The organism is Pseudoalteromonas sp. SG45-2, from assembly GCF_014164115.1.
GTDB classification, from domain to species: domain Bacteria; phylum Pseudomonadota; class Gammaproteobacteria; order Enterobacterales; family Alteromonadaceae; genus Pseudoalteromonas; species Pseudoalteromonas distincta.
On the sequence record NZ_JACJEO010000011.1, the window covers coordinates 111841 to 126121 of the forward strand.

General features: G+C 40.2%; 14 protein-coding genes. 8 read left to right on the forward strand and 6 right to left on the reverse strand.

All coding sequences use genetic code 11. The annotated features are described in order from the left end of the window. Nucleotides 1–55 precede the first annotated feature (55 nt). The 4 genes from H5116_RS10020 to H5116_RS10035 all read left to right on the forward strand — a co-directional run bounded on the left by H5116_RS10020 (nt 56) and on the right by H5116_RS10035 (nt 3618). A complete protein-coding gene (locus tag H5116_RS10020) occupies nt 56–577 on the forward strand; it encodes a DUF4124 domain-containing protein (protein WP_182671859.1) in 522 nt (173 codons plus the stop codon). Nucleotides 578–659: 82 nt separating this feature from the next. Next, complete coding sequence (gene glnL, locus H5116_RS10025) at nt 660–1730, forward strand: nitrogen regulation protein NR(II) (protein ID WP_002961118.1); 1071 nt, start codon at nt 660–662, stop codon at nt 1728–1730. A 14-nt stretch (nt 1731–1744) separates the two neighbouring features. Next, entirely contained in the window at nt 1745–3130 is a 1386-nt protein-coding gene (ntrC, locus tag H5116_RS10030; protein ID WP_182696281.1) for a nitrogen regulation protein NR(I), read from the forward strand. Between the two features lie 29 nt (nt 3131–3159). Continuing rightward, nucleotides 3160–3618 (forward strand): cyclic nucleotide-binding domain-containing protein, encoded by a 459-nt coding sequence (locus H5116_RS10035; protein ID WP_010554789.1) that lies wholly within the window; start codon nt 3160–3162, stop codon nt 3616–3618. A gap of 9 nt (nt 3619–3627) precedes the next feature. Here the strand turns inward: H5116_RS10035 and H5116_RS10040 are convergent, their stop codons facing one another. Continuing rightward, complete coding sequence (locus H5116_RS10040; protein WP_182716057.1) at nt 3628–4290, reverse strand: hypothetical protein; 663 nt, start codon at nt 4288–4290, stop codon at nt 3628–3630. A gap of 56 nt (nt 4291–4346) precedes the next feature. Next, on the reverse strand, nt 4347–4634 hold the full coding sequence (locus H5116_RS10045; protein WP_165728334.1) for a hypothetical protein: 288 nt from the start codon (nt 4632–4634) through the stop codon (nt 4347–4349). Nucleotides 4635–4890: 256 nt separating this feature from the next. Here H5116_RS10045 and H5116_RS10050 point away from each other — a divergent pair, with 256 nt between their 5' ends. From H5116_RS10050 to H5116_RS10065, 4 genes are all read left to right on the forward strand, one after another. Next, nucleotides 4891–5274: an RNA-binding S4 domain-containing protein gene (locus H5116_RS10050; RefSeq protein WP_154903740.1), complete on the forward strand. Its 384-nt coding sequence runs from the start codon at nt 4891–4893 to the stop codon at nt 5272–5274. Nucleotides 5275–5372: 98 nt separating this feature from the next. Next, nucleotides 5373–5801, forward strand: coding sequence for a hypothetical protein (locus H5116_RS10055; RefSeq protein ID WP_182712459.1), 429 nt, complete (start codon nt 5373–5375; stop codon nt 5799–5801). A gap of 205 nt (nt 5802–6006) precedes the next feature. Continuing rightward, nucleotides 6007–8751 (forward strand): aconitate hydratase AcnA, encoded by a 2745-nt coding sequence (gene acnA / locus H5116_RS10060; RefSeq protein ID WP_002961112.1) that lies wholly within the window; start codon nt 6007–6009, stop codon nt 8749–8751. Between the two features lie 135 nt (nt 8752–8886). Beyond that, nucleotides 8887–9141, forward strand: a complete 255-nt coding sequence (locus H5116_RS10065) for a hypothetical protein (protein ID WP_182716058.1) — start codon at nt 8887–8889, stop codon at nt 9139–9141. Here the strand turns inward: H5116_RS10065 and H5116_RS10070 are convergent, their stop codons facing one another. From H5116_RS10070 to H5116_RS10085, 4 genes are all read right to left on the reverse strand, one after another. After that, nucleotides 9142–9690 (reverse strand): DUF4124 domain-containing protein, encoded by a 549-nt coding sequence (locus H5116_RS10070; protein WP_182716059.1) that lies wholly within the window; start codon nt 9688–9690, stop codon nt 9142–9144. A 145-nt stretch (nt 9691–9835) separates the two neighbouring features. Next, on the reverse strand, nt 9836–10576 hold the full coding sequence (locus H5116_RS10075) for a phosphoadenylyl-sulfate reductase (protein ID WP_002961106.1): 741 nt from the start codon (nt 10574–10576) through the stop codon (nt 9836–9838). A gap of 43 nt (nt 10577–10619) precedes the next feature. After that, nucleotides 10620–12317 carry an assimilatory sulfite reductase (NADPH) hemoprotein subunit gene (cysI, locus tag H5116_RS10080; RefSeq protein WP_182716060.1) on the reverse strand — a complete coding sequence of 566 codons (1698 nt, stop codon included), beginning with the start codon at nt 12315–12317 and terminating at the stop codon, nt 10620–10622. A 61-nt stretch (nt 12318–12378) separates the two neighbouring features. Beyond that, the gene (locus H5116_RS10085) at nt 12379–14193 is read right to left on the reverse strand and encodes an assimilatory sulfite reductase (NADPH) flavoprotein subunit (protein ID WP_076926057.1); all 1815 of its coding nucleotides are present in this window, start codon (nt 14191–14193) and stop codon (nt 12379–12381) included. Nucleotides 14194–14281: the final 88 nt, after the last annotated feature.

Below are 14281 nucleotides of genomic sequence, written 5' to 3' on the forward strand. Positions count from 1 at the left end.
AAATTAATCAATCTCCACTAAAGTTAAGTTACCGACAAAAATGCAGGGCTGCAGAGTGAACAACAAGATTTTATTACTATTAATTGCTTTAGGATTAAGCAATTATGGTTACGCTGGTGAAACAAAGATATACGCTTGGAAAGATAAAAATGGCGTATTAGTGTTCTCTGACACCCCTCATAAAGGTGCTAAAGAGGTAAAGCTTACCAGCCAAGATCTTAATATGCCTGCAACAAATACTGACATTTTTGACGAGCAACCCCAGCCCCAACAAGCGGCCTTTAGTATTGCCATTTCCTCACCTGATCATAACCAGACTATTCGTGAAAATACCGGCACTGTTTATGTTACTAGCCGAATAAAACCACGCTTTGAAACTGGTTTTACTATACAACTTTTTATTGATGGCAAAGCACATGGCCCAGCCAGTGACAGTTCAACCTTTGCAATAAGAGATGTAGAACGTGGTGAGCACACACTACAATTAAAGCTTTTTAATAGTAAAAACCAAGTTATTGCTATAAGTGAGCCCTGCATATTTTTTATGCACCGAAAAGGGCTAAACCTAAGTAACTAAATTGGGGCATTACTAAACGTGCAGCAGTGTATTTTACTATATAACTTGCTTGTAAATATTCACGCACTAAAATGGTGCAGCTATGATTAATAATAAAAACTTTAGCCCTGAGCTACTCGATGCTATTTGGCAAAATCAAACAACCGCTATCATGTTGCTTGATAAAAACTTCACCGTTGTCTATGCCAATACCAGTACTAGCGAACTGCTTGGCCTTGGTAACAAGCGCCTATTAGATCAGCCTTTCGATAGTCTTTTTAATTACCATTCAATCGATTTGCAGCGTATAGAACAATACTCATTAGTTGAAGGTGTAGATTGCCAGCAGCACAGAGCTGACGTGGTTTTTAGCGATTCTCGCCATGCAAAAGTAGCCGTAAGTACACGACAAATTAAGTTTGATGGCTCACTTTATATTTTATTTGAGTGGCGCCAAACCGATGACGAAATTAAGCACGACCAAGCGTCTAATCAAATGCATCAATACCAAGCAGCCCGAAATCTAATAAGAGGCTTAGCTCACGAAATTAAAAATCCTTTAGGTGGAATTCGCGGAGCGGCGCAGTTATTGCAGTATGAGGTTGATCAACAAGAAAGAGACCAATGTGCTGAACTTATCATTGAGCAAGCTGACCGATTACGCGAATTAGTAGATAGGCTTTTAGGGCCAAATCAGCTTCCGCAAAAATCGTATGGCAATATACATCAATCACTTGAATCAGTTGCACGACTAAGTACGTTAGATAATTGTTCTAACATTAGCTTGGTTAAGGATTACGACCCAAGCATTCCTGATGTATACATTGATCAAGGTAAAATTCAGCAAGTAGTATTAAACATTGTTCGAAATGCTCAGCAGGCGCTTGTAGATGGCGGTGAAATAACAATAAAAACCCGCATTAATCATCAACATCGTCGCCCAGGTAAAGCACCTAAAAAAGCCTTGTTGATCCAAATATCTGATAACGGACCAGGTATTGATCCCAGTGTACGTGAAACACTGTTCTACCCTATGATCACCAATAAAGAAGATGGCTCAGGGTTAGGACTCTCAATAGCGCAAACGCTGATAGATCAACATGATGGCTATATAGAATGTGATAGCTGGCCTGGACATACTGAATTTAATATCTATCTGCCCTTTGCAGATTAATGTTTGGAGTTTGCATGAAAACAGTTTGGCTTGTAGATGATGATGCTTCTATTCGATTTGTACTTGAAAAAGCACTAACCCGTGCAGGGTTTAACGCAGAAAGCTTTGCTAATGCGCAAGATGTATTAAGCGCATTAAAGTTTAGTCAACCTACTGTTTTAGTTTCGGACGTACGAATGCCTGGTATGGATGGCATGGCGTTGCTTGAGCTTATAGCAGAGCAAAACCCTGGGCTGCCAGTTATTATAATGACTGCCCACTCAGATTTGGACTCTGCAGTTAATGCATTCCAAAAAGGTGCTTTTGAATACCTAGCTAAGCCGTTTGATTTAAACGAAGCAGTGGCGCTAGTCGAGAGCGCATGCAGAGCAAATTCCACTAAAAAAACTAAGCGAAAGCAAGCTCCACCAAAAAGTGCCCACATTATTGGTGAAGCACCCGCTATGCAAGAAGTGTTTAGAGCGATAGGTAAACTATCGGCCTCTAGCATGAGCGTATTAATAAATGGTGAATCTGGCACAGGTAAAGAACTTGTCGCCAGCGCCCTGCACAACCATAGCCCACGTAAAGAAAATCAATTTATTGCACTTAACATGGCGGCCATTCCAAAAGAGCTTGTTGAGTCAGAGTTATTTGGCCACGAAAAAGGCGCGTTTACGGGCGCCGATAGCGTACGTAAAGGCCGCTTTGAGCAAGCCAATGGCGGTACACTATTTTTAGATGAAATTGGTGATATGCCACTTGATGTGCAAACACGTTTATTACGCGTTCTTGCCGATGGTGAGTTTTATCGCGTTGGTGGCCATCAAAGTATAAAAGTGGACGTACGCATTATTGCAGCTACGCACCAAAACCTTGAAGATTTAGTTAAACAAGGCAAGTTTAGGGATGATTTATTTCATCGTCTTAATGTTGTGCGCCTACGTTTACCCGCTCTTCGAGAGCGTACTGAAGATATAGAAAGCTTATCGCAACACTTTTTACATAAAAGCGCTAAAGAGCTACAAGTAGAAAGTAAAGTACTGAGCCCTAAAGCGACTGAGCAATTACGTTTATTTAATTGGCCAGGTAATGTACGCCAATTAGAAAATACGTGTCGCTGGCTGACAGTTATGGCACCGGGTGAGCTTGTAAGCGAGCAAGATTTACCGCCGGAAATTCTGGATGCTTCACCGACCCAAGAAGAAGGTGATTGGCTAGATGCGTTTCAGCAATGGCTTAATCAAGAGCTTAAACAAGGCAAAGAAAATATTTGGCCTGACATTCAAGCCCAGCTAGAAACTCGTTTAATTAAAACCGCCCTGGCTAATTGTTCTGGTCATAAGCAAGATGCTGCTATAAAAATTGGTTGGGGACGCAACACGTTGACCCGAAAATTAAAAGAGCGCAATATTAGCTGATTAAACGCTTTTAACATATTTGGTTATTGATGAAGCTAATCGAACATATTCCTTTGTTTAAACAAATGGAAATTATAAACAGGCTGCACTTTTTTAAGGAATTTACGCTCAGCGAGCGCCAAGTCTTATTGGAGTCGTTCGGCCTGTTATATTTAGTAAGTCAGCATCAGTTTTTATTTAAACAATACGATAACGACAAGCGCTTATATATTGTACTTAGCGGCGCGCTATTAGTATTTAAACATAATCATTTGCTAGAACTTGGTACTATAGAGCCCGGTGAATTTATAGGTGAAGGCGCTTTTATAAATAACCGAGAACGCAGCACTAGCGCACGCGCTAAAACCGACAGCATAGTTCTTGCTATTACCCCTGAAGCACTTACCCGCTTGCCTAATGTAATACGTGAAAAAATTAAAGACCGAATTATAGAAGGTATGAGCTTGCGTATTGCAAAGCTCAGCGAGCATATAGAAACTCACGGTTAATTTTATCACTCAATCCATATAAACAATTTGTAATGAGCAGTTAAGCCAAGCTGGTTTATTTAAATGTGCATTGTAAATAAAAGTATCTGACGGTTTTTGACCAAAGGGTGTGCTTATTTTAGGCGTAGTATGCGTGTACGATTGCGATGTATTTTGATAATAAATAACTAAGTACGGTTCAATAAGCTCCCAATCCAACATCACTTTAGCACCACTTGGTAATGTAAATTGCGCCTTTTTTTCGTCAAATGAAACGCGCATATTGTTATATTTATCGTTTAAGCAACCCGTTGTAAGCATAATATTTGGCATACTTAGCTCGGTGCTTTGTAAAGCTGAACGTAAATAAAAACCTATATTTCCATTAGTGTAGTGATGATTCTCTGCTTTGCTGTAAATAATGTCAGGTTCAAATCCCATGCTTTGCATTATTAGTGTTAAGTGCTCTAACTGCCCGCTATCAAAGTCGTTATAAGAGACAATTAACGTCGCATTTTTATATGCTTTTGGTACTGCAATATTTTGGTATTTATAAGGTAGAGTTTGAGCAGCCAGTTTAGCTTCTAGCTGCTGCTTTTGATTTGCGCTCAATGCTTGTGTATAAACATACACAGTGGGTTGCTGACATGCACCTAATAAAAAGGCCAAGCACACTAAGAGTATATTTTTCATCATCAACCCCAATTAGATTACAAGTGTAGTCTAATTGAAATTCGATAAATAGCAAATCAGCTAATTTGGCTATTTAACCACGCATCAACACTTTTACGGGTGTATAAAACTTCTTTAAATAAACGATGGCGTTGAAATTCAAGTACCGATTTTTTTTTCATATCGCCACTCACTAAGCGACTATGGTGATCGTTAAATTTTGAAATCACAGAAAAACCACGTTCAGCATTTTCCTTTTGCTCTTTTACTTGATTAGTAAGGTGTGACCTAACATCATCTGCGGTCAACATATCTGAATTATCTAAGCCCATTAGCTCTTTTTTCATTGCTAATCTTACGCCCATTTTCTACTCCGTTTTATATGTATTCATTACACATTGATTAATCCGCCAGAGTTTTAGCAATTAGCGAGCCATACGTAAAAAAGATTGCAACGAAGCTTAACTTTTAATTGCTTCAGTTTTTTTAAAGACAGATAAAATACCTAAAAACTTTCATAACTAATTGTGTATTACAGCTATCTAAAGTTACTTGCTTTGGTGCAAAAGTCGCTGTAAGCCTTTATACTAAAGCCTGTGCGTTACCCCACCGAGAGCAAATATGAACGAAGAATATATAGAAATAGAGTTAGAAGAAGAGCCGATTGAGCTTTGTAAATTATTAAAAGTATTAAACTTAGTTGAAGGTGGCGGCCAAGCTAAAAACCTAATTACTGAAGGCTATGTGGGTGTTAACCATGAAATTTGTACAATTAAACGGAAAAAATTATACAGTGGTGATGTACTAGAGTTTGATGGTGAGTTTTTTAAACTCTCACTAAGTGAAGATGCAATCCCTGTAGAAAAACCTGCGGTACAAACTCAAGCAGAGTCAAAGCAAGTTGCACCACAACCAACAAATCAACCAGCTAAAAGTAAGCGTAAGCGAACTAAAAAACCAAAAGTAGATGATAAAACAGGTCGTCGTCCTATTTCATTTGGTTAAGCATTTAAAAGCACTCTTTTTATATAAAAAGGCCAACTTGTATAGTTGGCCTTTTTACTCTTTAATAACCTAATTAATAATAAAAACAAGGTTATAAAATGTCTGTAAACACACCTAAAAATTGGTTTAAACCCGTTGTATGGGCGGCACTCGTATGGAACTTACTTGGCGTTATTGCATTTGCTATGCACATGATGATGACACCCGAAATGATAGGTAAACTTCCGTTAGATCAACAAGCTGCCTACTCTGACATCCCTCTTTGGTCAACCATTGCATTTGCTGTAGCTGTATTTGGAAGCACTTTGGGTTGTCTGTTTTTACTTGCTAAAAACGCGCTGGCAACACCTACTTTTTTGCTATCGCTCGGCGCTATTTTAATTCAGCAATATTATAATTTTGTGGTCATAAATAGTATTGAGCTACTTGGCGCAAGTGCGGTATTTATGCCTATTTTTGTAATCATTATTGCCATCGCTTTACTTTGCTTGAGTATTAAAGGTAAGCAACAAGGTTGGTTACAGTAATTAATAAGGGTCGAAATAACTTTTGACCCTATCTCTTCTTTTAAATCATCTCTTGAAATTAAATTTTTCAGCATCATCTCTACTATAATAACTGTATAAAATTCGTTCTCTAAACGCGATTTTTTACACTGGTATGTACTTTGCAACTCGAACACTACAGAGGTCACTCTTCAAAACATTTTTATAATTCATAAAGGGGCAAATAATGAATAATAGTTTCGATACCCAACATCAGCTCACAATAAACGGTGAGCAATATCATATTCATTCTCTAAAAGGACTTGGCGACAAAGCGAAACGATTGCCCTTTTCCTTAAAAGTACTACTTGAAAACCTTCTTCGTAACGAAGATGGCGTAAATATAAAAGAACAAGACATTCAAGCCCTTCTTAATTGGGATCCTCAAGCAAAGCCTGCATCTGAAGTTGCCTTTACTCCCGCCCGTGTTGTTATGCAAGATTTTACCGGCGTACCCGCTATTGTAGATTTAGCCGCGATGCGTGACGCAATGGAAAAGCTAGGTGGAGATCCTGCAAAAATAAACCCGTTATCGCCTGCTGAACTTGTGATTGACCATTCGGTACAAGTAGATGGCTACGGAAATGATGGTGCATTTGATTTAAATGCAAAACTTGAGTACGACCGAAATAAAGAACGTTACGAATTTCTACGTTGGGGACAAACCGCTTTTGATAATTTAAAAGTAGTGCCTCCAGCAACCGGCATTGTTCACCAAGTAAACCTAGAATACTTAGCGCGCGTTGTTTTTAATGAAGAGCGCGACGGCAAAAAATTCGCTTACCCAGATACGCTTGTAGGGACTGACTCTCACACCACCATGATTAATGGCTTAGGCGTGCTTGGTTGGGGTGTAGGCGGCATTGAAGCTGAAGCAGCCATGCTTGGTCAGCCAATTAGCTTACTCATTCCACAAGTAGTAGGTATGAAGCTAAGCGGACGTTTACCTGAAGGTACTACCGCAACCGATTTAGTGTTAACAGTAACCGAAATACTGCGTAATCATGGCGTAGTGGGTAAATTTGTAGAATTTTATGGTGACGGCCTTGCCGACCTACCACTTGCCGATAGAGCAACCATAGCCAATATGGCACCAGAATACGGCGCTACGTGTGGTATTTTCCCAATTGATGATGAGACCATTAACTACCTTCGCTTAACAAACCGCGACGAAAAACACTTAAAAGTAATTGAAGATTACGCTAAGCATCAAGGCTTATGGCGTAACGATGGCGACGAAGCTAATTATACCGATACACTTGAGCTTAAATTAGATGACGTTGTACCAAGCCTTGCAGGCCCTAAACGCCCACAAGATAGAATTGCCTTAAACGAAGCTGGCAAAGTTATTGGCGATCATTTAAAAGGCTTCCAAGACGAACGTATGGCTCGTCGCGATAAAAGCGATGAAGAACAAGCTCGTATTGAGAGTGAAGGGCCGACAACAAATCCAGATGAGCCAGTTAACGAAGCGCAGTTTATGGGTGCCGCTAAGGTTAAATTTAAAGGCCAAGAGTTTGAGCTAAACGATGGCGCTTGTGTTATTGCCGCAATTACCAGCTGTACCAACACCTCTAATCCAAGTGTTATTTTAGCTGCTGGTTTAGTTGCTAAAAAAGCGAAACAGTTAGGCATTAATGTAAAACCTTGGGTTAAAACATCACTTGCTCCAGGCTCAAAAGTAGTTACCGACTACCTAGAAAAAGCAGGCCTGATGGATGACCTAGAAAGCCTAGGCTTTAACTTAGTTGGCTACGGCTGTACTACGTGTATTGGTAATTCAGGGCCACTTGCAACTGAAATATCAGACGCGATTCAAAAACATAAATTAGTAGTGAGCTCTATTTTATCGGGTAACCGTAACTTTGAAGGGCGTATTCACCAAGATGTTAAAATGAACTTTTTAGCCTCTCCTCCGCTTGTCGTAGCTTATGCCATTGCAGGTAGAACCGATATTGACGTATACAACGAACCCCTTGCTCAAGATGCTAACGGTAACGATATTTACCTTAAAAACATTTGGCCAAGCGTTAAAGAAGTAAGTGACTTAGTTAAAGAAACCGTAACTAAAGAAATGTTTGAAAAAAGCTACGCTAACGTTTACGAAGGCGATAGCCGTTGGCAGCAAATTAAAATACCGGATGGCAAACTTTACGATTGGGATGATGCATCTACCTACATTAAAAAAGCACCCTTTTTTGATGGTATGAAAGTAGAACCACCGGGCATTCCTTCTATCGAAGGTGCACGTTGTTTAGCTAAACTTGGAGATTCAGTAACCACTGACCATATTTCTCCAGCGGGTGCTATTAAAGCAGAAGCGCCAGCAGGTTTATACTTGCAAGAGAAAGGTGTAGATAAAGCGCAATTTAACTCGTACGGCTCACGCCGTGGTAATCACGAAGTAATGATGCGTGGAACGTTCGCTAATGTGCGTCTTAAAAACTTACTAGCTCCTGGTACTGAAGGTGGCGTAACACGTACTCAGCCTGGCGATACGTTAGAGAGCATTTATGATGCAGCAATGGAGTATCAAAAAAATAATACTCCACTCATTATTTTAGCGGGCAAAGAATATGGCACGGGTTCATCTCGTGACTGGGCTGCTAAAGGCTCACTTTTATTAGGCGTTAAAGCCGTTGTAGCACAAAGCTATGAACGTATTCATCGCTCTAACTTAATTGGTATGGGTGTATTACCGCTGCAATTTAAAGAGGGTGAAAGCTACGAGACACATGGGTTAACAGGGCAAGAACAATTTGATATTGATGGCCTGTACGATAAAACCGATGAAGTTACCGTTATTGCTACAAATGCCGAAGGTAAAAAAGTAACCTTGAGTGCAGACGTACGTATTGATACCCCTAAAGAGTGGGATTACTATAAACACGGCGGCATTTTACAATATGTACTGCGTAATATGCTCGACTAACAAAGACAGTAGTTAATACATTTAAAAGCCCAGCTTAGTAATAAGCTGGGCTTTTTTATATGTGTTGTTTGTTGTCTTAAATCAATGCTAAGCATTTAAAGCGTGCCTACTGAGGTAACTCTTAGTGAGGTAACTATGTCGCAAACAATGATAATTAGGCTGCTTAAAACATCAATAATGCTTGGGTTGTGCCTTATCGTGACTGGCCATACTTTAATTGTGTCGAACTACTTTACTGTCGAGCATGGTATTAAAGGAATAATTACAACGGCGGCATGCATTGCTGTAGGCGTGCTGCTGTCGCTTCCCACTAAAATATATTTAACAGTATTATTGATGGAAGCCGAAAAACGTTATTTAAAAAACCATAAAAGCACTCACTCTAAATAATTAAAGTGCACTTAAATTATTAATTTCTTTATTACGTTTTTCTAGGTTGTCTTTTACATTTTCGGCGTCATTAAATAGCTTTTTAACCGAATCTGGGTTCAAAATACTGATCCCCTCTGGTGCAGCCGACATTGTGTTTGGAGTTGAAGAGGTATTTAAAATAGACGTGTCTTCTGCAGCAATAACAGTAATATCTTTAGGATCGAGTTTTACTTCAATACTTTTTGCATGTGGGTTAGGTGTATCAGAAAAGTGCCATTGGCCTGTTTCGTCTTGCCACTTAAAAATTTTACCACTTGAGGTAGCATTTGCAGCAATTGGTTCATCAGAAATACTGCTCGCAATTTTATCGCCAGCTTGCTTAACACCCAGCACTGCTTGGTCCAAAGTATTGCTAGATAGCGCGACCATTCTTTCTTTAATTTGCTGAGATTCACTGCTAATTGATGATGCAGAAAGCCATGTTTGACCATCGGGCTTTTTTAAATAAAACAAAGAGATGACTGCAATAGCCATAATTGATATAGCTAAGTAGGTAAAGTATTTCATAGCGTTCCTGCTTTAGTTAATCCTTTAATGTCTTGAGTCTAATAAAAAATACTTAATTAGGCAATTTTTTGTACCCGAATAAAAGAAAATAAAAACGCAGCCGAAGCTGCGTTTTTATTTGCGATTTAACTACATCGTAGTGACGTTAAATGCCGTCACCATCCATGTGTAGTCCACATTCTCGGTTTAAACCAAAAAAGCGAGTTTCTTCCTCTGTCATTCCTGGTTCTAACTTACGTGTTGTATGTACGTCCCCCATCGACACATAACCTTGTTCCCATAATGGGTGGTAAGGTAAATCATGCTTAGTCAGGTACTGATACACGTCGCGGTTAGACCATTCAATAATCGGGTACACTTTAACGGTACCACGGCTTATTTCTACAAACTGTTTATCAGCACGTGTAGATGATTGATCGCGACGCAAACCACTAAACCACGTGCCCGCTTCTATCTCTTTAAGTGCGCGGGTCATCGGCTCAACTTTATTAAGCTGGTTATATTGCTTAATGCCGTCCTCGCCTTGCTCCCACAACTTACCAAACTTAGCTTCTTGCCATGCAGGGCTTAGCTGCGCTCTATACACCTTTAAGTTAAGTGATAAACGCTCACTCATTTGTTCAATAAACTGATACGTTTCAGGAAATAAATAGCCTGTATCGGTTAATACAACGGGAATATCTGGACGTTGTGAGGTCATTAAATGCAGCATTACTGCCGCTTGAATACCAAAGCTAGATGATAAAAAAGCCGTATTAGGCAAGTTATCAAGCGCCCATGCAACACGCTGTTCTGCGCTCATATTCGCTAGCAAACCATTAGCATCAGCTAACATAGCCGCTTGGCTTTGTTTATCTAGCTGTAAAATGTTTTTAAATTCACTCATGGTAAATTCCAAACCTCACCAGCGCTTTGGCGCTGGTATTTAATTAAGCGTGAAAATCGGTTACTGATACTTTTACTTCAGCAACTATGCCTTTGCGTATAACAAAGTCACCAAAACACTCACCTTCGTTACGCTCTTTTGCCCATTGCCCAATGAGCTTATCGAATGCTTCTAGGTAAACGTCTTCGCCTACGTTCTCAAGGTACAATTTAGGAATACGTGTACCTTCTAAATTACCACCTAGGTAAACGTTGTACTTACCTGGGCCTTTACCCACTAAACCAGCTTCTGCAAGCATTGCGCGGCCACAACCGTTAGGGCAACCTACAACGCGCATAATAATGCTGTCATCTGGTATACCGTGCTTGGCAAGTAATGCTTCAGTTTTTTCTACTAGGCTTGGTAAGTAACGCTCTGCTTCGGCCATTGCAAGTGGGCACGTTGGCAGTGAAACACACGCCATAGAATTTTTACGCTGCTGCGAATCTTTGTCGTCAATCAGGCCATGACTACGAGCAATTTCTTCAATCACGGCTTTTTGATCTGCAGGTACGCCAGCAATAATTAAGTTTTGGTTTGCCGTCATACGCATGTCACCTTGGTGAACTTCTGCAATTTTACGACAACCTGTTTTAAGCGGTTTGCCTGGGTAGTCTAAAATACGACCACTTTGAATGAATAGCGTTAAGTGATGCTTACCATCAATGCCTTCAACCCAACCAATGCGATCGCCTCGGTGAGTAAACTCAAACGGACGACTTGGTGCAAACGTAACGCCTGAGCGTTTTTCTACTTCTGCTTTAAATACATCAACACCTACACGGTCTAGTGTGTATTTAGTTTTTGCATTTTTACGGTTTGAACGATTACCCCAATCGCGCTGCACAGATACAACATGCTCTGCAATTTTTAAGGTATCTTCTAGCGTAATAAAGCCAAAGTCATCAGCCTTACGCGGATAAGTTGCTGTATCGCCGTGCGTCATGGCAAGGCCACCGCCCACTAATACGTTAAAACCAACAAGCTTGCCGTTATCAGCAATTGCCACAAAGTTTAAGTCATTCGCATGCACATCAACTTCGTTGTTAGGTGGAATAGTTACCGTTGTTTTAAATTTACGCGGTAAGTAATTAGACCCTAAAATTGGCTCTTCTGTGGTTTCTGCTTTTTCGCCATTTAACCAAATTTCGGCATACGCTTTCGTTTTTGGTAATAAATGCTCAGAAATTTTTGCAGCCCAGTCGTAAGCTTCTTGGTGTAACTCAGACTCAACAGGGTTAGTAGTACAAAGCACGTTACGGTTAACATCGCCCGCAGTTGCAATAGAGTCTATACCTACGCTGTTAAGCATTTGGTGCATGCCTTTAATATTCGGCTTTAATACACCATGAAACTGAAACGTTTGACGCGTAGTTAGACGAATGCTGCCGTAGCTTGTTTTTTCATCAGCAAACTTATCAATTGCTAACCACTGCTCTGGCTTAATAATACCGCCAGGCATACGTGCACGTAACATTACATTATGTAGCGGCTCTAGCTTTTGCTTAGCACGCTCACCACGTATATCGCGGTCATCTTGTTGGTACATGCCATGAAAACGTATTAACTGAAAGTTATCGGCAGTAAAACCACCGGTAATTTCGTCTTTTAAATCTTGCTCTATGGTGCCACGTAAAAAGTTACTTTCTCTTTTCAAACGTTCGTTATCAGAAAGTTTTACGTTTTTATCTTGTTCGCTCATTTTAAATCCTAAATTTGTTACAGTGACGGCTGCTAGCTGTTAAATAAAATAAGAAACGTGATTAATACACGTCTTTCTGATAGCGGTTTGCGCTACGCAAATCTTTTAAGTATTGCTCTGCGTCTTCGTTACTCTTACCTGTGTTTTCTTTAACGATATCAAGCAAGGCGTTGTGTACATCTTTTGCCATACGATTTGCATCGCCACAAATATAAAAGTGAGCGCCGGCTTCTAACCACTCAAACACGTCTTTACTGTTACTGCGTAATTTGTCTTGTACGTATACTTTTTCTGCTTGGTCACGGCTAAATGCAACATCTACTTTGTTAAGTAAACCCGATTTTAAATAACCCTGTATTTCTACTTGGTATAAAAAGTCTTGAGTGAAATGTGGGTTACCAAAGAACAACCAGTTTTTGCCTTGTGCTTCACGCGAATCACGCTCTTGTAAAAATGCACGGAACGGCGCTATACCCGTACCAGGACCAACCATAATCACCGGTGTATCATCGTTAGTTGGTAGGCGGAAATTGTCGTTGTGTTCGCTAAATACTTTAACTTTACAACCTTCTTCTGCACGACGAGTTAAGTAACCAGTACAGCCACCTAAATGCTCGCTATCAAATGCATCAAACTGCACTAGACCTAGTGTTAAGTGTACTTCGTCTTCAACCTCAGCTTGGCTAGATGCAATTGAGTACAAACGAGCTTGTAGTTTACGTAGGCAATCTACTAATGTTTGCGCATCAATTTTTGCTGGATTTTGGCGTATCACATCATATATTTGACGAGGCTCAATGTATGCGCGCATTGCAGTTTTATCTTCAACTAGTTTAAGTAGCTCTGGCGTGCCCGTAGCAGTTGCATATTTTTCTACAAAACCAGGGTATGACTGAGTCAGCTCTAGTTTTTCAATAAGTGCATCGCGTACGCTTAGCTCTTCATCACCTACTTTTACAATGCTTGTTGCATCAATTTGAGTAAGTGTAAGTACTTCATCAACTAATACATCGTCATTTAAAAAGTACACACCTAATGAATCACCAGGCGTGTAAGTAATGTCAGAACCTTCAAGCGAAATTTCAACATGGCGTACATCTTTAGTTGAGTCGCGACCGGTAATTTTTTGAACAGTTAATAGCTCTGCTTCAAATGGATTTTGTTTTGTATATTGGCTTGCTGCAGAGGTTGGAGCGCCAAATGGCATTGATACAACTTGACCACCAGCGGCCTCTTGTTGCGCTTTTAAATCAGGTTCGAATGCGTCAATTGCGCCCGCAATCCATGTTGCAGCTTCTTCTTCATAATCTACATCTAAATCAGCACGTTGATATATGGTCTGTGCACCTAGTTTATTTAAACGCTCTTCAAAGTCTTTTGCTGTTTGGCAGAAAAACTCATAGCTAGAATCACCTAAACCAATAACGGCTATTTTTACATCGTCTAGTTTTGGTGCTTTTTTAGTTGCTAAAAATTCATAGAGTGTTTCTGCGTCTTCTGGTGGCTCACCTTCACCGTAAGTAGATACAACGATGGTTAAAAACTTTTCTTTTTTCAGGGCTGTTGGTTTGTAATCTGACATGCTAACCAATTTAACCGCTAAGCCGCGCGACTCAGCCTGCTCTTTCATTTTGCTTGCTACGCCTTTTGCGTTACCCGTTTGCGAACCATATAAAATAGTTAGCGCTGCAGCATCTCCTGCAGCCGGTACGCCAGCAGTAGGAGCACCTAATGCAGCTGAGTTAGCATTAGCGGCTAAGTAACCACTTACCCATGCTTGTTGAATTGGATTAAGCTCAGCCACTAAACCTTGCAGCTTTTGTACTTGATCTTGCGATAGCGGGCTTGCCGCAGCATTTAGTTGACCTAACAACATGAATCGATTCCCCATAACCCTGAAAATTAAACACAACACACTTTGTGTATTGTTAAAAATGAGTTTTACCTCATCCAGAGTGTATCTG

Excerpts from the sequence above, each read along its gene's own strand:
- acnA (WP_002961112.1), top strand. The coding sequence starts at position 6,007 with ATGAATAATAGTTTCGATACCCAACATCAGCTCACAATAAACGGTGAG.
- H5116_RS10065 (WP_182716058.1), top strand. The coding sequence starts at position 8,887 with ATGTCGCAAACAATGATAATTAGGCTGCTTAAAACATCAATAATGCTT.
- H5116_RS10075 (WP_002961106.1), bottom strand. The coding sequence starts at position 10,576 with ATGAGTGAATTTAAAAACATTTTACAGCTAGATAAACAAAGCCAAGCG.
- H5116_RS10070 (WP_182716059.1), bottom strand. The coding sequence starts at position 9,690 with ATGAAATACTTTACCTACTTAGCTATATCAATTATGGCTATTGCAGTC.
- ntrC (WP_182696281.1), top strand. The coding sequence starts at position 1,745 with ATGAAAACAGTTTGGCTTGTAGATGATGATGCTTCTATTCGATTTGTA.
- H5116_RS10085 (WP_076926057.1), bottom strand. The coding sequence starts at position 14,193 with ATGTTGTTAGGTCAACTAAATGCTGCGGCAAGCCCGCTATCGCAAGAT.
- H5116_RS10045 (WP_165728334.1), bottom strand. The coding sequence starts at position 4,634 with ATGGGCGTAAGATTAGCAATGAAAAAAGAGCTAATGGGCTTAGATAAT.
- cysI (WP_182716060.1), bottom strand. The coding sequence starts at position 12,317 with ATGAGCGAACAAGATAAAAACGTAAAACTTTCTGATAACGAACGTTTG.
- H5116_RS10050 (WP_154903740.1), top strand. The coding sequence starts at position 4,891 with ATGAACGAAGAATATATAGAAATAGAGTTAGAAGAAGAGCCGATTGAG.
- H5116_RS10040 (WP_182716057.1), bottom strand. The coding sequence starts at position 4,290 with ATGAAAAATATACTCTTAGTGTGCTTGGCCTTTTTATTAGGTGCATGT.
- H5116_RS10035 (WP_010554789.1), top strand. The coding sequence starts at position 3,160 with ATGAAGCTAATCGAACATATTCCTTTGTTTAAACAAATGGAAATTATA.
- H5116_RS10055 (WP_182712459.1), top strand. The coding sequence starts at position 5,373 with ATGTCTGTAAACACACCTAAAAATTGGTTTAAACCCGTTGTATGGGCG.
- glnL (WP_002961118.1), top strand. The coding sequence starts at position 660 with ATGATTAATAATAAAAACTTTAGCCCTGAGCTACTCGATGCTATTTGG.